This is a genomic window from Saccharopolyspora sp. NPDC050642, from assembly GCF_040654735.1.
GTDB classification, from domain to species: domain Bacteria; phylum Actinomycetota; class Actinomycetes; order Mycobacteriales; family Pseudonocardiaceae; genus Saccharopolyspora; species Saccharopolyspora elongata.
The window spans coordinates 332,072-355,030 of sequence record NZ_JBFAIN010000006.1 but is presented as its reverse complement, the minus strand read 5'-3'; the positions used below and the strand labels follow the sequence as shown (position 1 = coordinate 355,030).

15 protein-coding genes are annotated in these 22,959 nt (G+C 70.7%); 12 read left to right on the top strand and 3 right to left on the bottom strand.

The window, feature by feature from the left end:
- Positions 1-17: 17 nt before the first annotated feature.
- From AB0H93_RS13560 to AB0H93_RS13550, 3 genes are all read right to left on the bottom strand, one after another.
- Complete coding sequence (locus AB0H93_RS13560) at positions 18-911, bottom strand: winged helix-turn-helix domain-containing protein (protein ID WP_358571974.1); 894 nt, start codon at positions 909-911, stop codon at positions 18-20.
- Positions 912-1,417: 506 nt separating this feature from the next.
- Complete coding sequence (locus AB0H93_RS13555; RefSeq protein WP_358571972.1) at positions 1,418-1,546, bottom strand: hypothetical protein; 129 nt, start codon at positions 1,544-1,546, stop codon at positions 1,418-1,420.
- 316 nt (positions 1,547-1,862) lie between these two features.
- Positions 1,863-2,006: a hypothetical protein gene (locus tag AB0H93_RS13550; RefSeq protein ID WP_358571970.1), complete on the bottom strand. Its 144-nt coding sequence runs from the start codon at positions 2,004-2,006 to the stop codon at positions 1,863-1,865.
- A gap of 6 nt (positions 2,007-2,012) precedes the next feature.
- On the opposite strand from AB0H93_RS13550, the gene AB0H93_RS13545 reads away from it, so the two are divergent.
- The 12 genes from AB0H93_RS13545 (at position 2,013) to AB0H93_RS13490 (ending at position 22,914) form a co-directional block, all read left to right on the top strand.
- Positions 2,013-2,798, top strand: a complete 786-nt coding sequence (locus AB0H93_RS13545) for an alpha/beta fold hydrolase (protein WP_358571968.1) — start codon at positions 2,013-2,015, stop codon at positions 2,796-2,798.
- A 10-nt stretch (positions 2,799-2,808) separates the two neighbouring features.
- A complete protein-coding gene (ccrA, locus tag AB0H93_RS13540) occupies positions 2,809-4,074 on the top strand; it encodes a crotonyl-CoA carboxylase/reductase (protein ID WP_358571966.1) in 1,266 nt (421 codons plus the stop codon).
- A 378-nt stretch (positions 4,075-4,452) separates the two neighbouring features.
- Positions 4,453-9,720, top strand: a complete 5,268-nt coding sequence (locus tag AB0H93_RS13535; protein ID WP_358571964.1) for a type I polyketide synthase — start codon at positions 4,453-4,455, stop codon at positions 9,718-9,720.
- 38 nt (positions 9,721-9,758) lie between these two features.
- Entirely contained in the window at positions 9,759-15,170 is a 5,412-nt protein-coding gene (locus AB0H93_RS13530; protein WP_358571962.1) for a type I polyketide synthase, read from the top strand.
- Positions 15,167-16,306: a cytochrome P450 gene (locus tag AB0H93_RS13525; RefSeq protein ID WP_358571960.1), complete on the top strand. Its 1,140-nt coding sequence runs from the start codon at positions 15,167-15,169 to the stop codon at positions 16,304-16,306. The genes AB0H93_RS13530 and AB0H93_RS13525 overlap by 4 nt, the downstream gene beginning before the upstream one ends.
- Before the next feature lie 55 nt (positions 16,307-16,361).
- Entirely contained in the window at positions 16,362-17,030 is a 669-nt protein-coding gene (locus AB0H93_RS13520) for a class I SAM-dependent methyltransferase (RefSeq protein WP_358571958.1), read from the top strand.
- A 121-nt stretch (positions 17,031-17,151) separates the two neighbouring features.
- Positions 17,152-18,018 (top strand): 3-hydroxyacyl-CoA dehydrogenase family protein, encoded by an 867-nt coding sequence (locus AB0H93_RS13515; RefSeq protein ID WP_358571956.1) that lies wholly within the window; start codon positions 17,152-17,154, stop codon positions 18,016-18,018.
- On the top strand, positions 18,015-18,302 hold the full coding sequence (locus tag AB0H93_RS13510) for a phosphopantetheine-binding protein (protein WP_358571954.1): 288 nt from the start codon (positions 18,015-18,017) through the stop codon (positions 18,300-18,302). Before AB0H93_RS13515 ends, AB0H93_RS13510 begins: the two co-directional genes overlap by 4 nt.
- Positions 18,292-19,404 carry an acyl-CoA dehydrogenase family protein gene (locus AB0H93_RS13505; RefSeq protein WP_358571952.1) on the top strand — a complete coding sequence of 371 codons (1,113 nt, stop codon included), beginning with the start codon at positions 18,292-18,294 and terminating at the stop codon, positions 19,402-19,404. The genes AB0H93_RS13510 and AB0H93_RS13505 overlap by 11 nt, the downstream gene beginning before the upstream one ends.
- 17 nt (positions 19,405-19,421) lie before the next feature.
- Complete coding sequence (locus AB0H93_RS13500; RefSeq protein ID WP_358571950.1) at positions 19,422-20,501, top strand: HAD-IIIC family phosphatase; 1,080 nt, start codon at positions 19,422-19,424, stop codon at positions 20,499-20,501.
- A 156-nt stretch (positions 20,502-20,657) separates the two neighbouring features.
- Positions 20,658-21,956, top strand: coding sequence for a cytochrome P450 (locus AB0H93_RS13495; protein WP_358571948.1), 1,299 nt, complete (start codon positions 20,658-20,660; stop codon positions 21,954-21,956).
- A gap of 289 nt (positions 21,957-22,245) precedes the next feature.
- Entirely contained in the window at positions 22,246-22,914 is a 669-nt protein-coding gene (locus AB0H93_RS13490) for an MFS transporter (protein WP_358571946.1), read from the top strand.
- Positions 22,915-22,959 lie beyond the last annotated feature (45 nt).

Sequence of the window (22,959 nt, the reverse complement as noted above, 5' to 3'; positions counted from 1 at the left end):
CGTGCCTGCCGCCCGCCTTACCCGGCCGAGTCGGCGAGGTGCGGCAACCGCCTGGGCCCCGGGCGGCTGGCTCCCCGGTGATCACCCGGCGCGACCGCGCTGGGCTGGTCGTTGGTGCCGACGAGTTCCCGCCCGAGCGGGGTGAGGCTGTGCAGGACCGCCTTGCCCAGCCGGGTCGAAGTGATCAGGCCGGCCTCGCGCAGGATGGTGGTGTGCTGGCTGGCGGAAGCCAGCGACGCGTCGATCTGCCGGGCGAGACCGGAGGTCGAACTGGGCGTCTGCAACGCCAGCAGGACCTGCGCGCGCGTGTGCCCGAGCAGGGCGGCCAGCCGCTTCGACGCGTTCTCCCTGCCACCGCCGGGGCGCACGCCGTTCGCCGCCTTGTGGGCGGGGTAGACGAGCACGGGCGGGAGCCCCGGGTCGATGAAGGTGATCGGGTTGCCGAAGCAGAAGTACGACGGGATCAGCGTCAGGCCGCGGCCGTCGAGGTGCAGCGTCCGGTTCTCCGGGTAGTTCGTCTCCAGGACCGGCCAGCGCCATTTGATGGGGGCCGGGAGCGAGTTGAACAGCTTCTCGGCGCCCCCGGTCGTGAGGTGACGTGTCCGCAGCACGTGGTCTTCGGTGACCTGGTGGTGGACCTTCGGCCAGTGCGGGCGGATGGCGGTGTTGAAATAGTCCCGGAGGGTGTCGCAGAGCTTGTTGAGCGCGGCCCGGTCGCCGTCGGACAGCTTGCGGATCCAAGGCGGCGCGCTCTGCTGCGCGAAAGCCGCGGAAAGGTCGTTGCTGAGTCGGGTCTGCCCGGCGGACAGGATGCTTTCGAGGCCGGCCTCGAAGTCCGGCCCGGCGGTGACCGGGGTGAGGAAATCCGGGAAGTTCCCCTTGACGGGAACCAGCGAGGACACAAGATGCATTCGGGTGGATAATCCCGTGTCGCGTAACCTGTGTCGCGCCCAGCCCCGCCACGCGAGTTGCGTCGGCCAGGTGACGTGTCCGCGGAGGACGTGCAAGCTGAGCGCGAGTTCCCACATCGGATCGGGCTGTTCCGCCACGCGGATGCGGAGGACATCTTTGGGGGTGAAATAGATTCTCAGCATAACGATACTCCAACACGGTGATCAACTATCAAGGTAGATCCATTCGTAGTAATGCGATTCCTTTCATTGTTCAGGTCGCGGGAGTCCATTCGGCACAGTTCGCGGCTTTGTCGGCTCCTGTGGGAGTTTTGCGGTTTCGGGCGGGTGGAACGGTTGCCGGATTGTTGGGTCGTCTGGCGATGGGAATAAGTGTGAATGAAATTGGGAAGCGCCGTCGGCGTTTCTGTGATAAGGTGTGTTCCCGCGGTGATTCGGAATGGGGAAAGTAGTGGGGTAATTGTATTGAAAAAGGAAATGCCCGATCACCCTGCTGGCGGTTGAATTCAGGCGGTGATTCCGCGCGGCGTCGGCGAGCTGCTCGCCGACCGGCCTACCGCGGCCCACGTCCCGAACGCCTTCGGCCGCTCGCCGGCCGGGAAGACCTGCACCAAGATCGCCAAGGTGGCGGGCATGACCAGCACGGCGCTCGCCCCCCATCGCCCCGCGCGACCACCACGTGGACTACGCAGTCATGACGAGCGCAGCGCACAGCGCCGCGAGGATCGCTCATCGCCGCGGATGCCCCGCCGCCGAGGGTGCGGCCGGGCCATTGCCACTCGCTTCCAAAGTGGATGGCACGTCGGCGACCCCGGTCGCTCCGGCTGACGATCGATGCCGAATCCCGTTGTGGTTCTGGGGAAAACAGCCGTGCTCGCGCTGGTCGGCAGGTGCGCGGTGGAACCCGTGGCAGCTTGTGGCCGCAAGCTTGTGCGGCGGATCACGTTCCTCCTAGCGTCGAGATGCGCCAGCGCCGGCGTCGCCGTGCGAGTCGGCCGCACCCGCCGAGATCAGCAGCCCCGCGACGACGACCACGCCCTGCGGGTGGGTAGTCGCCGGGTCGAAATCCGCCGTGATGGCCGAACTGGGAGGCACCAACGCATGAGCACGGCCGTGACCGAAGGTGGCAAATGGATCCGGTGCTTCGACGCGGAATCCGGCGGAGCCACCAGGTTGATCTGCTTTCCGCACGCGGGCGGCTCGGCGTCGTTCTTCCGGCCCCTCTCGATGCGGCTGGCGCCGGAGGTCGACGTGCTGGCCATCCAGTACCCCGGGCGGCAGGACCGCTACCGGGAGCCGGTGATCACCGAGATCGGCGAGCTGGCCGACCGGATCGCGACCGAACTGGCGGCGCTGCCGGGCCCGCCGCCGGTCTACCTCGGCCACAGCATGGGCGCGGTGCTCGCCTTCGAGGTGGCGCAGCGCCTGGAAGCACGCGATCGCAACGGGCCGCGGGCGTTGCTGCTCTCCGGGCGGAGGGCGCCGTCGAAGAAGTACGTCGAGCGGAACGTGCACCTCAAACCCGACGACGACGTCATCGCGGAGCTGAAGTCGCTGAGCGGAACATCCCCGGACCTGCTGGGCGATGACGAGATGCTCCGCCTGGTGCTGCCCGCCATCCGCGGCGACTTCCAGGCGGTCGAGACCTACCTGGCCGATCCGGAGTCGGTGGTGGGGTGCCCGATCACGGCCCTCGTCGGCGACGCCGACCCGCTCACCACGGTCGACGAGGCGCGCGCCTGGGGCAGGCACACGAGCGCCGCGTTCGAGGCGAAGGTCTTCGCCGGCGGCCACTTCTACCTGGCGGAGAGCCAATCCGAGGTGATCGAGGAGATCAGGAAGCAACTACGACACCTGTCGGCCCCGGCCGACGCGAGTGGCAATTGAGGAGAAAGCCATGACGAAGTCGCTCTACGAGATCGGTGAGGTGCCGCCGCTGGGCGAGGTCCCCGAGCGGATGTACGCGTCGGTGATCCGCCAGGACCGGTTCGGACCGCCGAAGCAGGCGTTCCAGATCGAGGTCGTCGACGTGCCGCGGGTGGGCCCCGGCGAGGTCCTGGTGTACGTGATGGCGGCCGGGATCAACTACAACAACGTGTGGGCGGCGCTGGGCCTGCCGGTGGACGTCATCGGCATGCGGCAGCGCCTCGGGCAGCCGGAGGACTTCCACATCGGCGGCACCGACGGCGCGGGTGTGGTGTGGGCGGTCGGCGAGGGCGTGCGGCACGTCAAGGTCGGCGACCACGTGGTGCTCTCCGGCGGGCAGTACGACGAGAAGGACGAGGACATCCGGTTGGGCGCGGACGTGGCGACGTCCAACAGCGGTCGTGCGTGGGGGTACGAGACCAACTACGGTTCCTTCGCGCAGTTCTGCTTGGTGAACGACTACCAGTGCCACCCGAAGCCCAAGGACGTGTCGTGGGAGGAGTCCGCCAGCTTCATGCTCTGCGGCTCCACCGCCTACCGGCAGCTCTTCGGCTGGCACGGCAACACGGTGCAGCCCGGTGACCCGGTGCTGATCTGGGGCGGGGCCGGCGGCCTGGGCTCCATGGCCATCCAGCTGGTCAAGATGGCCGGTGGGGTCCCGATCGCGGTCGTCTCCGACGAGGCCCGCGGCGAGTACTGCCTCAAGCTCGGCGCGAAGGGCGTCATCAACCGGCACGAGTTCGACCACTGGGGCCGGTTGCCCGCGGTGGACGACGTCGAGGGCATGACCAAGTTCCTGCGGGGCGCGCGGGCCATGGGCAAGAAGATCTGGGAGATCCTCGGGGAGCGGAAGTCGCCGCGGATCGTCTTCGAGCACAGCGGGCAGGACACCCTGCCCACCTCCATGTACCTGTGCGACAGCGGCGGCATGGTGGTGATCTGCGGCGGCACGACCGGCTACAACGGCGACATCGACCTCCGGCACCTGTGGATGCGCTCCAAGCGGCTGCAGGGTTCGCACGGCGCGAACGCCCGCCAGTTCCGCGACGTCGTCAGGCTGGTCGATGCGGGCCTGCTCAACCCGTGCCTGTCCACCTGCGAAACGTTCGAGGACATCGGCTCCCTCCACCAGTTGCTGTTCGACAACGCGCACCCGATGGGGAACATGGCCGTGCTCATCAACGCCCTGGAGCGCGGCACGAACACGATCGACCTGACGGCCGCGGCCGCGGCCTGAGCGCCGGGGCCGAGCGCGGGTGCACGCGCACCGAGTGCGCCCGCGTGATCCCGATTTCGTTGTGCAGCAATGATTTTTCCGAACTGGAGGCGAGTCGTGCCGTCGCGCTGTGGCAGCTTGTGGCCGATTTCCTTGTGCGCCGGATCGGGCCGGGCGTAGCGTCCCGTTCCGCCGACCTCGGCAAACTCGCACACGTTGGAGGAGGCGCGACCGCAGCGGCGAGGAAGTCGTGCGCTTCAGCGGAAATCCTCGCGTGACCGGCCGGTTCTCCGTGGCGTTTCCCCGAATTCGGGGTGAGCTCGCAGGGGCTGGCGTGCCGGCGGTGCGCCCCACATGGATCCACCGAACGTCCCCGAGTCCATTTGCGGAAGGTATCTGGTGAACACTCAGTCGGCGGCCGTGGCCGAGTTGCGGGACCTGCTGGCCGGGGAGACCGGCGACCGCCAGGACAGGATTCTGCTGAACCTGGTGCGAGCGCAGGTGGTCTCCGTGCTAGGCGGCGGTCTGCCCTCGCGGATCGCCGAGAGCAAGCCCTTCCGGGACATGGGGATCAAGCGGGAGGCGAGGGAGGAGCTGCGGCAGGAGCTTTCGCGGGCCACCGGAATCGCCCTGCCGCCGACCTTGCTATTCGACCACCCCAACCCGATGTCGGTCGCCCGCTACCTGCGCGAGCGCATCACCGGCCAGTCGGGAGCGGAGTCCTCCGCTTCGGCGCACGCAGAGGTGCGGTTGGACGAGCCGATCGCGATCGTGGGGATGGCGTGCCGGTACGGGGGTGGCGTGTCGTCGCCGGAGGACTTGTGGGAGTTGGTCGCCGGCGGTCGTGATGCGGTGACGGGGTTTCCGGCGGATCGGGGTTGGGACCTGGGGGGTCTTTACGACCCGGACCCCGACCACGCGGGCAAGTCGTACACCCGCGCCGGGGTTTTCCTCGACGACATAGCCGGATTCGACGCCGCGTTCTTCGGCATCTCGCCTCGGGAGGCCGCGGTGATGGATCCGCAGCAGCGGCTGCTCCTGGAGACGACCTGGGAGGTGCTGGAACGGGCCGGCATCGACCCGACGAGCCTCGGTGGAACCAGCACCGGCGTGTTCGTCGGCACCAACTACCAGGACTACCGGTACGCCTTCGACGAGATCCCGGCGAGCAGCGAAGGCTATGTGATCACCGGGAACGCGGCCAGCGTGAAGTCCGGCCGGTTGGCGTACGTGCTGGGGTTGCACGGGCCGGCGGTCACGGTCGACACGGCGTGCTCGTCGTCGTTGGTGGCGTTGCACCAGGCGTGCCAGGCGTTGCGGTTGGGCGAGTGCGACCTCGCGATCACCGGTGGCGCATCGGTGCTCTCGACGCCCGAGGGTTTCGTCGAGTTCTCCCGCAAGCGCGTCCTTTCCGTCGACGGCCGGTGCAAGGCGTTCGCGGAGTCGGCGGACGGCACGGGTTGGGGTGAGGGCGTCGGCGTGCTCTTGGTGGAGCGTTTGTCGGATGCGGTGCGGCATGGCCGGAAGGTGCTGGCGGTCGTCCGCGGCAGCGCGGTGAGCCAGAACGGTGCGTCGAATGGCTTGACGGCGCCGAACGGCCCGTCGCAGGAGCGCGTGATTCGGGCGGCGCTCGCGAGCGGGGGCCTGTCGACGTCGGATGTGGATGCGGTGGAGGCGCACGGGACCGGGACTCGGTTGGGGGATCCGATCGAGGCGGGGGCGTTGCTGGCGACCTACGGCGAGGGCCGCTCGTCGGAGTGGCCGTTGTGGTTGGGGTCGGTGAAGTCGAACATCGCGCACACGCAGGCCGCTTCGGGTGTGGCCGGTGTGATCAAGATGGTCATGGCCATGGAAAACGGCTTGCTGCCGAAGACCTTGCACGTGGACGAGCCAACGTCCCATGTGGACTGGTCCTCGGGTGCGGTGCGGTTGCTGGTGGACGAGCAGGAGTGGCCGGAGACGGGCCGTCCTCGCCGCGCGGCGGTGTCATCGTTCGGAGTCAGCGGCACCAACAGCCACGTCATCCTGGAACAAGCCCCCGCCCACGCCGAGGAGGCCGCCGGCGAGGCGCTCCCCGCGGTGCCGTGGGTGCTGTCCGGCCGGACCGAGGACGCGCTGCGCCAGCAGGCGGCGCGGCTGCTGGACCGGGTAGAGCGGGACGAGGAACTGGACCTGGCGGACCTGGGTGCCGCGCTGGTGAAGAACCGGGCCACCTTCGAGCACCGGGCGGTCGTCGTCGGGACGGAACGCGCGGACCTGCTCGCCGGGCTGGCGGCGCTCGCCGATGGCGAGCCGGCGCCCCAGGTGGTCCGCGGCGTTGCCGGTGATGTCGACACAGCGCCGGTGTTCGTGTTCCCCGGACAGGGTTCGCACTGGGTGGGGATGGGCCGGGAACTGCTCGATTCCTCGCCGGTGTTCGCGGAATGGATGAACAAGTGCGGCGCGGCGCTGCGGCCCTGGGTGGACTGGGACCTGGCCGACGTGCTGGACGACCAGGAGGCGCTGGCGCGGGTCGACGTGGTCCAGCCCGTGCTGTGGTCGGTGATGGTGTCGCTGGCGCAGGTATGGCGCTCGCACGGCGTCGAACCGGGCGCGGTGGTCGGGCACTCGCAGGGCGAGGTCGCCGCCGCCTGCGTGGCCGGTGCGCTTTCGCTGGAGGACGGCGCGCGGGTGGTGGCCTTGCGCAGCCAGGCGCTGGCGCGGCTCGCCGGGAAGGGCGGGATGGTGTCGGTGATGGCGCCGGCCGACCGGGTGCGCGACATGATCGCCCGGTGGGGGGATCGCCTCGCCATAGCGGCGGTCAACGGCCCGGCGTCGGTCTCCGTCTCCGGCGACGACGGCGCGCTGACCGAGCTGGAGCGCGAGCTGTCCGCGCAGCGCGTGGTGCGCTGGCGCGTGCCCGGAGTCGACTTCACGGCCCATTCGCAGCACGTCGAGGCCCTGGCCGAAGAACTGGAACGCGCCCTGGCGCCGACGGAACCGACGACCGCGCGAATCCCCTTCTTCTCCACGGTGGAAGTCGGCTGGCTCGACGGCCCGGAGCTCGACGGCGGCTACTGGTACCGGAACTTGCGTCGCCAGGTCCGGTTCGGTGACGCCGTGAAGGCGCTGGCCGGACGGGGGCATGCCGCATTCGTCGAGATCAGCCCGCACGCCGTGTTGACGGCGGCGGTGGAGCAGAACCTCGACGACCTGGGTGATCAGGTCTTCGTCGCCGCCACCCTCCAGCGCGACAAGGGCGATCTGAGCCACCTGTACCGCTCCATGGCCGAAGCCTTCGTCGTCGGCATCCCGGTGGACTGGGAGCCACCGTTCGCGGGATCGGCTCGTCGCGACGTGGACCTGCCGACGTACCCCTTCCAACGGCACCGGTACTGGCCTGACAAGCAGCCGGAGGCCGGAACCACGCCGGTGAGCAGCGGGTCATCGGCAGAGCAGCGGTTCTGGACCGTGGTCGAGGGCGGGGACGTCGCGGCGTTGGCGGCGACGCTGGGAGTTGAGGCGACTGGAACGCTGCAGGACGTGCTGCCGGCGCTGGCCGCCTGGCGTCGCCGGGACCGCGAGGCCTCGGCGCTGGACGACCTGCGCTACCGAATCACTTGGGAGCCGACCGAATTCGAGACCCGCCGACTGTCGGGGACGTGGCTCGCGCTGACCCCCGAAGGCGACGCCGACGAGAAGTGGGCGACCGCGGTGCTGGACGGTCTGGCCGACCGCGGCGCCGTCGTGCTGCCGTTCGGGATGCCTGCCGGGATGCGGCGCGGCGAACTGCTCGACCGGCTCCGCACCACGCTCGCCGACGCCGGGCTGCGGCCGTCGGACGTTTCCGGCGTGGTGTCGCTGCTCGCGTTGGACGAGACCGCCGACCCGGAGCACCCGGGTGTCCCCGCGGGAACCACCGGGACGCTGGCGCTCATCCAGGCCCTCGGCGACGCGGAGGTGGGCGCGCCGCTCTGGCTGCTGACCCGGGGAGCGGTCTCGACCGGTGCCTCGGATCCGCTGGTTCGCCCGCTGCAGGCGTTGACCTGGGGCCTGGGCCGGGTCGTCGGCCTGGAACACCCCGAGCGGTGGGGAGGATTGGTCGACCTACCGCCGGAACCGGACGACGGCGTGCTCGGGCAGCTGGCCGGGGTGCTGGGCGCGGCCGACGACGAGGACCACATCGCGATCCGCGACTCGGGGGCGTTCGTGCGCCGCCTGACCCGGGCCCGGCTCGGCGAGCGGACCGGAACTCGTGCCTGGCGCCCCCGGCCGGGCGGAACCGTGCTGATCACGGGCGGCACCGGCGTGCAGGCCGGGCACGTCGCCCGCTGGCTCGCCCGCAGCGGTGCCGGTCACCTCGTGCTGCTCGGCCGCCGCGGCGATGCTGCGCCCGGCATGGCCGAGCGGGTCGCCGAACTGGAGGCGCTCGGCGCCGAGGTCACCGTGGTGGCCTGCGACGTGCGGGACCGGGAGGCGCTGCGCGGAGTACTGGCCTCGATCCCGGCGGAACGACCGCTGTCGGCGGTCGTGCACGCGGCCGGAATCGGCCGGTTGCAGTCGCTGCCCGACACGAGTCCTGCCGACTTCGCAGAGATCGCGGAGGCGAAGGCCGTTGGCGCGCGGCATCTGCACGAGCTGACCGAGGATCTGGACCTGGACGCGTTCGTCCTGTTCTCCGCGATCACCGCGACCTGGGGCGTCGGGCGCCACGGCAGCTACGGCGCGGCGAACACGTACTTGGAGGCGCTCGCGCAGCACCGCCGAGCTCGCGGCCTGCCCGCGACCGCGATCGCCTGGGGCGGCTGGGCCGGGGACGGCATGGCGGTCCGCGACGCCGCTGAGGACACCTTGCGCCGCCGCGGGCTTCCGTGGGGTGCGTGGGCCGAAGCCGGTTCGACGATGCAGGAGGCGGCGGACGAGACGCTGCGCCGCTGGGGCGTCCACGTCATGGCGCCGGAACTGCTGATCACGGCGTTGCAGCAGACCCTCGACGTCGACGAGACGCTGGTGACGGTCGCGGACATGGATTGGGAGCACTTCGTCACCGGCTTCACCCTGGCCCGCAGGCGCCCGCTGCTGGACGAGCTGCCGGAGGCGCGGCAGGCGATCGAGGCGATGAGCCGCACCGCCGCGGACGACGCCCGCGGCGGGGAGGAACCGGCGTCGCTGCCGCAACGGCTGGCGTCCGCCTCGCGGCACGAGCAGGACCGGCTGCTGCTGGAGTCGGTCCGCACGCAGGTCGCCGAGGTGCTCGGGCATCCGTCGCCGGAGTCCGTGGACCCCGGGCAGACGTTCCTCGCCATGGGCCTGGACTCGGTGACCGCGGTGCAGCTGCGCAACGGACTCGGGGCCGTGATCGGCCAGCGGCTGCCGGCCACGGTGGTGTTCGACTACCCGACCACCACCGAGCTCGTGGCCTTCCTCCGCACGCGGCTCGTCGGGGACGACCCCGCCCCGGCCGACAAGGCCCTGCTGGAGATCGACGGACTGGAGAAGGCGTTGGCCGACGGCTCCTACGGCCCGGAGGAGCGCCGCGCGATCGCGGCGCGCCTCGCCGACCTGGCCGGGAGCCTGGGGGCCGCCGCTGCGGAGTCCGATGTGGACGGCGAGGGGGTCCGCGACCTCGAATCCGCCGACATCGGCGAGATGTTCGACATCCTCGACAGCGAACTGGACACGCCCTGAGCTCGTGGACGCCCAGCGGTCGGATAGGTGGAACTGACGTGACGGAAGACGCGAAGACCCTCGACTACATGAAGCGGGCTACCGCCGCGCTGCGCGATGCCCGCAAGCGCGTGCGCGAGCTGGAGGAGCGTGCTCGCGAGCCGATCGCGATCGTGGGGATGGCGTGCCGGTACGGGGGTGGCGTGTCGTCGCCGGAGGACTTGTGGGAGTTGGTCGCCGGCGGTCGTGATGGGGTGGCGGGGTTTCCGGTGGATCGGGGTTGGGACCTGGAGGGTCTTTACGACCCGGACCCCGACCGGCTCGGCAAGTCCTACGTCCGCCACGGGGCTTTCATGGACGACCCCGCCGGCTTCGATCCGGCGTTCTTCGGCATCTCACCGCGCGAGGCGCTGATGATGGACCCGCGGCAGCGGCTGCTGCTGGAGACCACCTGGGAGGCGTTCGAAAGGGCCGCGATCGCGCCGACCTCGGCGCACGGCACGTCGACCGGCGTGTTCATCGGAGCTTCCGGGGACGACTACCTGGGCCTCCTCGACCGGGTGCCCGACGCCGACGAGGGGTATTTGCTGGCTGCCAACGGGCAGAGCGTCATGTCCGGCCGGTTGGCGTACGTGCTGGGACTGCACGGGCCCGCGGTGACGCTGGACACGGCGTGCTCGTCGTCGTTGGTGGCGTTGCACCAGGCGTGCCAGGCGTTGCGGTTGGGCGAGTGCGACCTCGCCATCGCAGGGGGAGCGGCCGTGATCGTCTCACCCCGGATCTTCGTCGAGGGTTCGCGGCAGCGGAGCCTGGCGGCGGACGGCCGGTGCAAGGCGTTCGCGGAGTCGGCGGACGGCACCGGTTGGGGCGAGGGCGTCGGCGTGGTTCTGGTGGAGCGCTTGTCGGATGCGGTGCGGCATGGCCGGAAGGTGCTGGCGGTCGTCCGCGGCAGCGCGGTGAGCCAGGACGGCGCGACCAACGGTTTGACGGCGCCGAACGGCCCGTCGCAGGAGCGGGTGATTCGGGCGGCGTTGGCGAACGCGGGCTTGTCGGCGTCGGATGTGGATGCGGTGGAGGCGCACGGGACCGGGACTCGGTTGGGGGATCCGATCGAGGCCGGTGCGTTGCTGGCGACCTACGGCGAAGGGCACTCGCCGGGACGGCCGTTGTGGTTGGGGTCGGTGAAGTCGAACATCGCGCACACGCAGGCCGCTTCTGGCGTTGCCGGTGTGATCAAGATGGTCATGGCCCTGGAACGTGGGTTCCTGCCGAGGACGTTGCACGTGGACGAACCATCGTCCCATGTGGACTGGTCCTCGGGTGCGTTGCGGTTGCTGGTGGACGAGCGGGAGTGGCCGGAGACAGGCCGCCCACGGCGCGCAGCGGTCTCGTCCATCGGCGGAGCCGGCACCAACGCCCACGTGATCCTGGAACAGGCCCAGGCCGAGAGCAGCACGGCGGAACCCGCAGCTGTTCCGGCGGTGCCGTGGTTGCTGTCCGGCAAGGGCACGCCCGCATTGCGCGCACAGGCCGGAAACCTGCGGAGGTTCGCGGCGTCGGCTCCCGGCACGAGCAGCGAGGACCTGGGGCGGTCGTTGTTCCGATCACGAGCGGCGCTGTCGCACCGCGCCGTGGTGGTCGGCCGGGACCGCGAACAGCTGCTCGCCGGTCTGGCCGCTGCCGAGCGCGATGAGCACTCCACGCAGGTCGTGGCGGGCGTCGCCCGGCAGCACATCGGCGCGCCGGTGTTCGTTTACCCGGGGCAGGGCGGGCAGTGGGCGGGCATGGGCGTGGCGCTGCTGGACTCGTCCCCGGTGTTCGCGGCGGCGCTGCAGGAATGCGCGGACGCGTTCGCGCCGCTGGTGGGCTGGTCGGTCGTGGACGTGCTGCGCCAGCTACCGGGAGCTCCGTCGCTGGACCGCGGCGAGGTGGTCCAGCCGGTGCTGTTCTCGGTGATGGTGGCGCTCACGCGCCTGTGGCAGTCCTACGGGGTGCAGCCCGCCGTCGTGCTCGGTCACTCGCAAGGCGAGGTCGCCGCCGCCCACATCGCCGGGGCGCTGACGCTGGAGGACTCGGCCAAGCTCATCGCGAAGCGATGCGAAGCGCTGATGCCGTTGCACCGCAAGGGAACCATGGCGGCCATCGCGATGCCGGTCGGGGAACTGCGCCGGCGGCTGGAGAAGTACGGCGACCGGTTGTCCGTCGCCGCGAAGAACGGGCCGACCGCGCTCACCGTCTCCGGCGACCTGGACGCGATCGACGAACTGCTGGAAGAGCTGAAGGCCGCGGGCGTGCGCGCCCGCAAGATCCGGGCCGCCACCGGAGCCGGGCACTCGGCCCAGGTGGAGGCGCTGCGCGACGACCTGCTGGCCGCGTTCGACGGGATTTCCCCGGCGCAGGGGCAGATCCCGTTCTTCTCCACCGTGACAGGCGATGTGCTGGACACCACCGAGCTGGACGCCGACTACTGGTACCGCAACGCGCGCCAGACGGTCCGCTTCGAACCGGCCGTGCGCAGCCTGCTCGCCCGCGGGCACGAGGCGTTCGTCGAGATCAGCCCGCACCCGCTGCTCGCCGAGATGGTCCAGGCGATCGCCGATGCGGCGGAGGCCGAAGTGGTGGTGGGCGACACCCTGCACCGCGACGACGGTGACCTGGACCGGTTCTTCCTCGCCGCGGCCCAGATGCACGTCAACGGCGTGCACGTGGACTGGGAACCCGCCTTCGGCGACGGCGCCTCCCGGACGGTCGACCTGCCGACCTACCCGTTCCAGCGCAAGCGGTACTGGATGGAGTACGTCCCCCGGGGAGCGACCGGACCGCGCTCGGACGACGCCGAATTCTGGGATCTGGTGGAGAAAGCGGACCTCCCCGCGATGGCCGCCGAGCTGAGCGCCGATGCCACTGCGCTCGAACCGGTCATCCCGCTGCTGTCCGCCTGGCGGCGGAAGCGCCGGGAGAGGTCCACACTGGACAACTGGCGGTACCGGACCGGTTTCGCCCGGGTGCCGGAAGCCACCGCGCCACAGCTCGACGGGACTTGGCTTCTCGCCGTTCCGGCCGGACTCGACGACGACTGGACGGCCGCATCGGCCCAGGCCCTCAGCGCGCACGGCGCGACGGTGCGCGCGGTGGAGTTGCCCGCCGACGCAGACCACGGCGTCGCGTTGGAGCGGTTGCGCGCGGCGATCGACGAACCACCGGCGGGCATACTCTCGCTGCTGGGGCTCGCATCCGGACCGCACCCGGCGCTGCCCGCCGGCCTGGTCGCCTCGATCGGCCTCGTGAGCGCGTTGGGTGAACTCGACGTCCAGGCGCCGCTGTGGTGCGCGACCAGCGGAGCCGTATCGACTTCGCCGACCGACGCGCCTCCCGATCCGGCGCAGGCCGAGCTGTGGGGTTTCGGCCGCGCAGTCGCGCAGGAACACCCCGCGCGTTGGGGCGGGCTGATCGACCTTCCCGAAGCAGCGGACGAGTTCGCGATGCGGCGCCTGGCAGGCGTCCTCGCGGGACGGACCGAAGACCAGGTCGCGGTGCGGGCATCGGGCGTGTTCGGCTGCCGCCTCGTCCGCGCCCCGCTGGCCGACGCCCAGCCGAAGCGCACCTGGCAGCCGCGCGGCACGGTGCTGGTCACCGGCGCGATCGGCGACGACATCGGGGAAAGCCTGGTGAAGAAGCTGGCCGAATCCGGCGTCGAGCACCTCGTGCTGCAACGCCGGCCAGGGGACCCGGAACCCGAGGAGCTGGCCGCCGTAGACCGGGTGAGCATCGTCGAATGCGACACGAGCGACCGGGAGGCGCTCTCCCGGCTGCTGGCGGGGATCGACCAGCAGCTCACCGCAGTGCTCCACGTCGCGCCCCCGAACGCCGGAGCGGAGCAGTTCTGCACGGGCCCGGCCGACGACCTGGCGGCCGCGACCAACCTCGACGAACTGCTCGCGGACCGGGAACTGGATGCTTTCGTGCTGCTGTCCTCGGCCGGTGCGGTCTGGGGCAGCGCGGGGCAGGCCCGAACCGGGGCGTTCTTCGACGGGCTGGCCCGGCGACGCCGCGCGCGCGGAGCGGTCGCGACCGCGGTGGCGCTGGACCGCGGACCCGACCCGGCGATTCCCGCGGAGCTGGTGGTCGACGCGCTTCGCCAGGCGGTGGAGCACGAGGAGACGTCGCTGATCGTGTCGCCGGTCGACTGGGCGCGGTTCTTCCCCGAATTCACCGAGTCCCGCCCGAGCCCGCTGCTCGCGGACCTACCGGACGTGCGGCGGCTGGGCCGGGGCGACGAGCCCGCGGACGCCTCGTCGCTTGTGGACGATGTGTCCGGACTTCCGGAGGAGCAGCAGGAAGAAGCGCTCCTGAGCCTGGTCCGCGGCCAGATCGCCGCCGTCCTCAACTACGCCGAGTCCGACGAAGTGGATCCGGCGCAGCGCTTCACCGAGCTGGGCCTGGATTCGCTGACCTCGGTCCAGTTGCGGAAGCGGCTCTCGGCGGCCACCGGCCTCAAACTGCCCACCAGCCTGGCCTTCGAACACCCCACGCCGGCCGAGCTCGCCCGGTACCTGCGCACGGCGCTGACCGGCTCCCGCGAAAGCGGTCCGGCCGACATGATGGTCGAGCTCTACCGGCAGGCCTGCGAGAACGGCACGGCCATGGAGGCGATGCCGATGCTGGAGGCGGCCGCGAACCTGCGCCCCGGCGCCAGGAGCCCGGAGGAGCTGCTGAACCGGCCCACCCCGCTACACCTGGCGCGGGGACCGGAGCGGCCCGCGCTGATCTGCCTGACCCCGTTCGTCACGCCGGCCGGCGCGCACCAGTTCGTGCGCCTCGCCGCCCCGTTCCGCGGCAAGCGGGACGTCTGGGTGCTGCCCCACCCCGGTTTCGGCCGTGGCGAACAGCTTCCCGAGAACATGGCGACGCTGGTCCGGCACCACGCGACGACAGTGCTGGAGTGCGCGGGCGACGAGCCGTTCGTGCTGCTCGGCTACTCCTCGGGCGGCTGGGTCGCGCAGGAGGTGGCGGCACACCTGGAGAGCATCGGCTCGCCGCCGGAGCGCCTGGTGCTGGTGGACGCCTACAGCCCCGACCTCCAGTACGCGCACCGGGTTTTCGACGAACTGATGTCGGCGAACTCGCGGCTCGTGCGGACGCTGAACGTCGGCAGCGAAGAACTCACAGCCATGAGCCGGTACCTGCAGCTGTTCGAGAAGTGGGAGGCGCGGCCGGCCGCGGTTCGGACCCTGTTGCTGCGGGCCCGGGAACAGGTGTTCCTCGACGCGACGGGCGGAGAGAGCCCGGCACCTCCGGACGGTGTCGACGAGATCGTCGTCGTGCCCGGTGATCACGCCACCATGCTGCACGACCACGCCACCACGACCGCCGCCGCGCTGGAGTCCTGGCTGGCCGATGACCTCGGGACGGCTGCAACGGCGTCCGGCGACCCATCGGTGCAGCCGCCGATGCGAGGAGAATCGTCATGAGGGACATCCCGGTTCGCCAGATGGTCATGTCGTCGGGGTTCCGGCCGTGGCTGATCACCGGCCACGCGGAGGTGCGCGCGGCGCTGGCCGACCAGCGGTTCGCGAAGGACTCGCACCGGGTCGCCGAACTGCTGGACCTGCACTCGCTGTCCGGCACCGACAGCCTGTTCGGGCAGTCGCTCCTGCACCACATGCTCAACACCGATCCGCCGGAGCACGGCAGGCTGCGTGGACTGGTCAACAAGGCGTTCACCCCGCGCGCGGTCGAGCGCCTGCGGCCGCGGATCGAGGAGATCTGCGACGAGCTGCTGGACGCCTTGGGCGGGCGGCAGCACGTCGACCTGCTGGCGGTCTTCGCGGTTCCGCTGCCGATCAAGGTGATCTGCGAGCTCCTGGGGGTTCCGCAGGAGGACCGGGAGGAGTTCCGGTCCTGGTCCAACGCGCTCGTCTCGGCGCTGCCGCCGGAAGTCGTGACGGAGGCGTCCAGCGCGATGGCGGACTACCTGCACGGCTTGATCAAGGCCAAGGAACAGGACCCGGGCGAGGACATGCTCTCCGCGCTGATCCACGCCCGGGACGGCGGTGATCGGCTGACCGCGGACGAGCTGGTCTCGATGGCGTGCCTGCTGCTGGCGGCCGGCCACGAAACCACGGTGAACCTGATCGGCAACGGCCTGCTCGCGCTGCTGACCCACCCGGACCAGCTCGCGGCGCTGCGGGACGACCCGACCCGGTTGCCCGGCGCCATCGAGGAGTTCCTCCGCTACGACAGCCCCATCAACCAGGCGACGCTGCGGTTCACCACCGAACCCGTGGAGATCGCCGGGGTGCGCATCCCGGAGGGCCAGTTCGTGATGCTCAACATCGACTCCGCCAACCACGACGCGCGGCGCTACGCGGACCCGGACGTCCTGGACATCGGCCGGGACGAGGGCGGCCACCTCGCCTTCGGGCATGGCATCCACTACTGCCTCGGCGCGCCGCTGGCCCGGCTGGAGGCGGAGATCGCGTTCACCAAGCTGCTGGGCAGGTACGGCCGGATCGACCTCGCGGTACCGGCCGAGCAGCTGGAGTGGCGGTTCAGCGTCGTGATGCGCGGACTCGAGCGGCTCCCGGTCCGGCTCGGCCGGACGTAGCCGGAACTCGCTCCGGAGGCACGAGCCAGACATCAGGCGGGAGGTTGCAGGAGACATGGCCGATCAAACCGGGTTCTCCCCGGAACTGCTCTCCTACGTCCGCGAGGTTTCGCTGCGGGAGGACGAGATCCTGCGCGAACTGCGCGACGAGACGGTGGCCTATCCGATGGGGAAGGTCATGCAGGTCATGCCCGAGGAAGGGCAGCTGCTCGCGTTCCTGGTCGGGCTGATCGGGGCCCGTTCCGTGCTGGAGGTCGGCACCTTCACCGGCTACAGCACGCTGTGCATGGCCCGGGCACTTCCCGCCGACGGGCGCCTGGTGACCTGCGACATCACCGACAGGTGGCCGGCGATCGGCGCCCCGTACTGGAAGCGCGCCGGTGTCGCCGACCGGATCGAGGTCCGCGTCGGTGATGCGCGGACGACGCTCGCCGGACTCATCACCGAGGGCGGCGGGAACCGGACGGACCTGGTGTTCATCGACGCCGACAAGGCGAACTACCCGAGCTACTACGAGGACGCCCTCACCCTGGTGCGCCCAGGCGGGCTGATCGTGCTGGACAACACGGTCTTCTTCGGCAGGGTCGTCGATCCGGCGGCCCAGGATCCGGACACGGTCGCGCTGCGCGAGCTCAACTCGCGCATCCGCGCCGACGACCGGGTCGACCTCGCGATGCTGACCATGGCGGACGGCATTTCCCTCGTCCGGAAGAAGGCGTCCTGATGCCCAGGCCCGCCTCCGGCGGGCGAGAACGACTTGAGACGACAACCAGCCTCCCGTCGATCCGACCGTCCGAACAGGACGGTCGGCGGCGGGTGGCCTCCACACTTCGATAGGAGATGCGGTGGAATTCGGTCCGGGAGAACACCGGCTCACCGTCCTGGGGGCGGGGGTGATGGGATCGAACATCACGACCCTGGCCCTCGGGTACGGGCTGCCCGTGCACCTGGTAGACGTGGACCGGCCGACGCTGGATCAGGCGCGGGCGCGGATCGCCCGGCAGCTGCGGCACGCCCACCTGCTGGGCGCGCTGCCCGCCGACCAACCCGCCGGCGAACTGGTCACCAGCACGTCCGTCGGGGGCGCGGAAGGGGCGACCGCCGTCCTGGAAGCGGTCACCGAACTTCCCGACGTGAAGCGGAAGGTGCTGGCCGAGGTCGCGGCGGTGGTCCCGCCCGGAACACCCCTGGTGTCCAACACCTCGGGCATCCCCATAGACGAACTCGCCGAGGAGCTGCCGTGCCCCGAGCAGCTCGTCGGGACGCACTTCATGAACCCGACGTACCTGATCAAGATGGTGGAACTCGTCCGCGGCCCGCGCACCTCCGACGCGGCGGTCGCGGCGGTCGAGTCGCTGCTGGGCGCGCTCGACCGGACCGCGGTCGTCGTGCGGGACGACCCCGGGTTCGTCACCAGCCGGTTGCTGCACCCGATGATCAACCAGGCGGCGCGGATCGTGGAGCGCGGCACCGCCACGGTGGACGCGGTCGACACCTTGATGCAGGGCTGTCTCGGCCACCCGACCGGCCCGCTGCGGACCGCGGACCTGATCGGCCTGGACAACCTCGTGGATTCCCTCGCGGCGCTGTACGAGCGGACCGGCGAGCAGAGCTGCCGGCCGTGCGACCTGCTGCTGGAGAAGGTGGCCAGCGGAGACCTGGGGCGCAAGACCGGCCAGGGCTTCTACGACTACGGAGAGGTGCTCTCATGACAACGGATCAATCGGTCGAGCAGGGTTCCCGCGCGGCGATCGAGCGCGAGCTGCTGTCCTTCCTGGAGCAGCGGCTGAGGACGTCGGTGGCACCCGACCGGGACCTGTTCGCGGAGGGGCTGATCACGTCGCTGTTCGCGATGGAGCTGGTGGTCCAGCTGGAGCAGACCTTCGACGTGTCCATCGTCGGACCGGACCTGAAGATGGACAGCTTCCGCTCCGTCAACGCCATGGCGGACCTCGTCCACCGGCTCCAACGGGCCGCGCCCGGCGATGGCGCCTGAGCGGCTCGCCGACGAACGCGCCCTGGTCGCGGCGCTCGTCGGCGACCAAGCCGATTCCTGGGATGTGGCGGGACTCCTGCCGGGGGAGGTGCTGCGCGAACTCGGCGACCGGGGCCTGCTGTGCCCCCAGGTTCCGGCGGAGCACGGCGGCCTCGGCCTCGACAGCCTCGCCTGCGGGGAGTTCACCGCCCACGCGGGCAGCCTCTGCAGCTCGCTGCGCAGCGTGATGACCTCGCAGGGCATGGCGGCGTGGACCATCCAGCGACTCGGCGACGCCGACCAGCGCAGCACCTACCTCGCGCGCCTGACCGGCGGGGAGCTGGCCGCGGTCGGGTTCAGCGAACCGGAGGCGGGCAGCGACCTGTCCGCGATCGGCACCGAAATCCGGCAGGACGGCGACTCCGTCGTCGTGAGCGGGCAGAAGGTGTGGATGACCGCCGCGCACTACGCCGACCTGCTGGTGGTCTTCGGCCGCCACGGGGATGGCGCCGCCGCGGTCGTCGTGCCCGCATCGGCACCCGGCGTGCACGTGGAGCGGATCGCGGAGCCGCTGGGCTGCCGCGCGGCAGGGCACGCCAACGTCCGCTTCGATTCCGTGCGGCTGCCGAGGAACAGCGTCCTCGGCGGCACCGGCCAGTCCCTCGCGCTGCTGGTCACGACGGCCCTCGCCTACGGCCGAATGTCGGTGGCCTGGGGGTGCGTCGGCATCCTGCGGGCCTGCCTGGCCGCGGCGAGCGGGCACGCCGCGTCGCGACGGCAGTTCGGCAAACCGCTGGCGGAGCACCAGCTGGTCGCCCGGCACCTCGCCGAGCTGCTGGTGGCCGAGCAGGTCGCGACGAGGGCGTGCGAACACGCGAGTCGCTGCTGGGATTCCGGTTCTCCGGACGCGGTCGTGTCCACAGTGCTCGCCAAGCACGTGAGCTCCGGCCAGGCCGTTGCGGGCGCCGCGTCGGCGGTGCAGGTCTTGGCCTCGGCGGGCGCGCGCGACGGGCACGTCGTGGCCCGCGCCTACCGCGACGCGAAGCTGATGGAGGTCATCGAAGGCAGCAGCGAGATCTGCCAGCTCATCTTGGCGCAGCACGCGCTGACCGCAGCACGATGAACGTTTCGGGAGTACCGATGGACGACAAGCAGACGCTGGTGAAATGCCTGGTCTGGGACCTGGACGAAACCCTGTGGCGGGGCACCCTGGTAGAGGACGGGAACGTGCGCTTGGCCGACGGGATCACCGCCGTGGTCAAGGAGCTCGACTCCCGCGGCGTCCTGCAGGCGGTGGCCAGCAAGAATGATCACGACCTGGCGTGGGCGCGCCTGGTGGAGCTGGGCGTGGCCGACTACTTCGTGCTTCCCCAGATCGGTTGGGGGCGCAAGTCGGATTCGGTTCGCCGCATCGCGGAGCGGTTGAACTTCGCGCCCGGCACGATCGCCTTCATCGACGACCAGCCGGCCGAACGCGCGGAGGTCGCCTTCCACCTCCCCGAGGTCCGCTGCTACCCGGCCGACCAGGCGCTGGCCCTGCCGGGGCTGCCCGAGTTCAGCCCGCGGGCGGTGACGGTCGATTCCCGGCGGCGCAGGCAGCTGTACCAGGCGAACTTCCAGCGGGAGTCCGAACGGGTGTCCTTCGCCGGGCCCGACGAGGAGTTCCTGCGCACGCTGGGCCTCGAACTGCGCGTCGGCCGGGCGGACGACGAGGAGCTGTCGCGGGTCGAAGAGCTGACGCTGCGCACCAGCCAGATGAACGCCACCGGGGTGCACTACCCGGATGCCGTGCTGCGCGAGCTCTGCGCCGACCCGGCCCACGAGGTCCTGGTGGCCACGCTCACCGACCGCTTCGGCCCGCACGGCGCCATCGGCGTGCTGCTGCTGGAAACCCGCCCCGACCGCTGGCACCTCAAGCTGCTGGCCACCTCGTGCCGGGTGGTCTCCTTCGGGGTGGGCACGGTCGTCCTGAACTGGTTGGTGGACCAGGCGTTCCGGGCCGGCGTGCACCTCGTCGCCGACTTCCGGGCCACCGACCGAAACCGGATGATGGACATCGCCTACCGCTTCGCGGGCTTCACCGACGAGCGTTGCGAATGCAGCACCGAACGGCCGGCGGAAGCCGGGGTCCAGCGGCTGCACCTGGTTCCGGAGCCGCGATCCCTGCCCGACACCATGCGCCTCGACGCCCCGGCCCTCGGCCGCCCCCGCGTCCCGTAGCGCCGCAATTTCCATTGAAATCGAAGGTCCAATTTCAATGGAAATTGCGGAGGACGGAGTCCAGGCGGCGTCTGAGGTTCTGCTGCTCGCACCGCCACGCAGAACGAGTTCGGAAACAGGCGTTCATCCCACCCGATCGATCACGGAGGTTCGACGATGTCCGGTCAGCAGTCCCGGGCCGACCAGAGCACGTTCGCCGAGCTCGGGCTCCGGGCGAGGCTGTTCGCCCAAGGGGCGCTGGCCTTCCTGTTCGCCAAGGGCGGTGATTCCTTCGCCCGCCTGCTGCACTCCCCGTGGCGCGACGACCCGTACCCGATCTACGCGGCGATGCGGGCGCGGGGACCGCTGATCCGCAGCAAGCTCGGGCTGCTGATCTGCACCACCCACGAACTCTGCGAGGAAGTGCTGCGGGACCGGCGATTCGGCGTGCTCCGCAGCGACGGGTCCTACGGCGACCCCACCGCGGCCGCCGTCGACCTCCAGCTCTCGCTGCTCGAACTCGACCCGCCGGACCACACCCGGATCCGGCGCCTGGCCGCGCCGGAGCTGCGGCCGCGCCGCATGGAGAAGTACCGCCAGCGGATCGAGGACATCGCCAACGAACTGCTGGACGAGGCGATCGCGCGCGGCAGCTTCGACCTGGTCCGCGACTACGCCAGCCTGCTGCCGATCCGGGTGATCTGCGACCTGCTCGGGCTGTCCCAAGTGGACGCCGACCGGCTGGGGCACCACGGCCTGGTGGTGTCCGGCTCGTTGGACGGGGTCCGTTCGACCAAGCAGCTCCGGCAGATGCGGGAATCCCTGAACGAGCTGGACGCGATGTTCGCCAGGCTCATCGAGCAGCGCCGCGCGGACCCGGGCGACGACGTCGTGAGCAACCTGGTGACCGCGCTCGACGATGACAAGATCACCAGCACGGAGCTGGTGCAGCTGTGCAACCTGCTGCTGGTCGCCGGTTTCGAGACGACCGTCAGCATGGTCGGCAACGGCGCGAACGCGCTGCTGAACCACCCGGAGCAGTGGGACCTCCTGCGCGCCGACCCGAGCCTGGCACCGGCCGTGGTGGAGGAGGCGCTGCGCTGGGACCCGCCGGTGCAGATGACCGGCCGGATCGCGCACGAGCCGCTCGAGCTCGCCGGCCGCCAGCTGCGCAAGGACACGCCGGTGCTGGTGCTGCTGGCCTCGGCCGGCCGGGACCCGGCGAAGCACGAGGATCCCGACCGCTTCGACATCACCCGGGAGGTCCAGGGCGAGCACCTGGCCTTCTCCTCTGGCAGCCACTACTGCCTCGGCGCCCCGCTGGCGCGGATCGAGGGGGAGGTCGCGTTCCGCTGCCTGGCCACCCGGGTGCCCGATCTGCGCCGCGCCGGACCTGCAGTGCGCCGCCCGACGTCGGTCGTCCGCGGCCTGGCGTCCTTCCCGGCGTTCCCGGGCAAGACCGCTCAGCGCGCCTGAACCGCCCCGTCAGGCATCCGAGCCGTAGCGCGCGGCGATGTCCTCCGAGCTGGCCCAGCGGCTGTAGGTGGGGCTGCGGCCAGCCCTCGGGCGAGTCCTGCCACTCCTCCTGCCGCCCGTACGGCAGCAGATCGATCAGCGCGAAGGTGTGACCTATCTGCCGTCCACGACCAAGGTCGGCATGTCGGGCCTGGAGCGTCCAGGATGCCCGCAGGAGCCGATTGGTCCTGTCCGCGGGGTTCGGACGCGGACTGTGGCTTGAGTTGATCAAACGGGGCCATGGTGGGGCATGTCCGTTATGCCGCCGGAGCGGAATCACGCACGCCCGAATGACGATCACCCCTGGTGGACGCTGATCGGACCCGGACTTGCCGCGATCATCGGCCTGTTCATGCTGACCGCGCTCTACCGCACCGACTTGACGGCTCCCATTCAAATGGATCTTGGCTTGTCGGGACTGGAGTTGCTGATGGAGGGCGTCGTCGCGTATCTGATCGCAGCGGTGATCGCCTTTCCGCTCGGATTCCTGCTCGGCGCGCGTTTCCTGACGGCGGTGACCTTGCCTGCGATCGGCGTCATGCTCATCGGTGCATTGCTGATCGCGTTCGCCGGTGGCGCCGGCATGTTTCTGGTGGGGCGTGTGCTCGGCGGGCTCGGCGCAGGCGCGGCCGCCGGAGTGACCACGGCGTTGGTGCGGGGGATCAGGCATCAGCGGAGCATCGCGGCCGCAGTGGTGGCGGCTCTTGGCGTCCTGGCTGCGGTGGTCGCCCCGTTCGTCAACCAACTGATTTCGGACGCGCTCAGTTTCCGCTTGACGTATCTGGCAGCAGTGCCGTTCTCGTTCGCCGCGCTGATCGCCGGTGCCGTCAGCGGGATCGTGCTGTTCGTCGTGGCCAGGCGCCCAGCCCAGCCGGGCCCACATGGCATGCCGTACCCGTCGCCGGGACCGCACCGTTGAACCATGAAATCGGCGGCCCGGCGTGTAGCCGCGACGCCCGTGGCG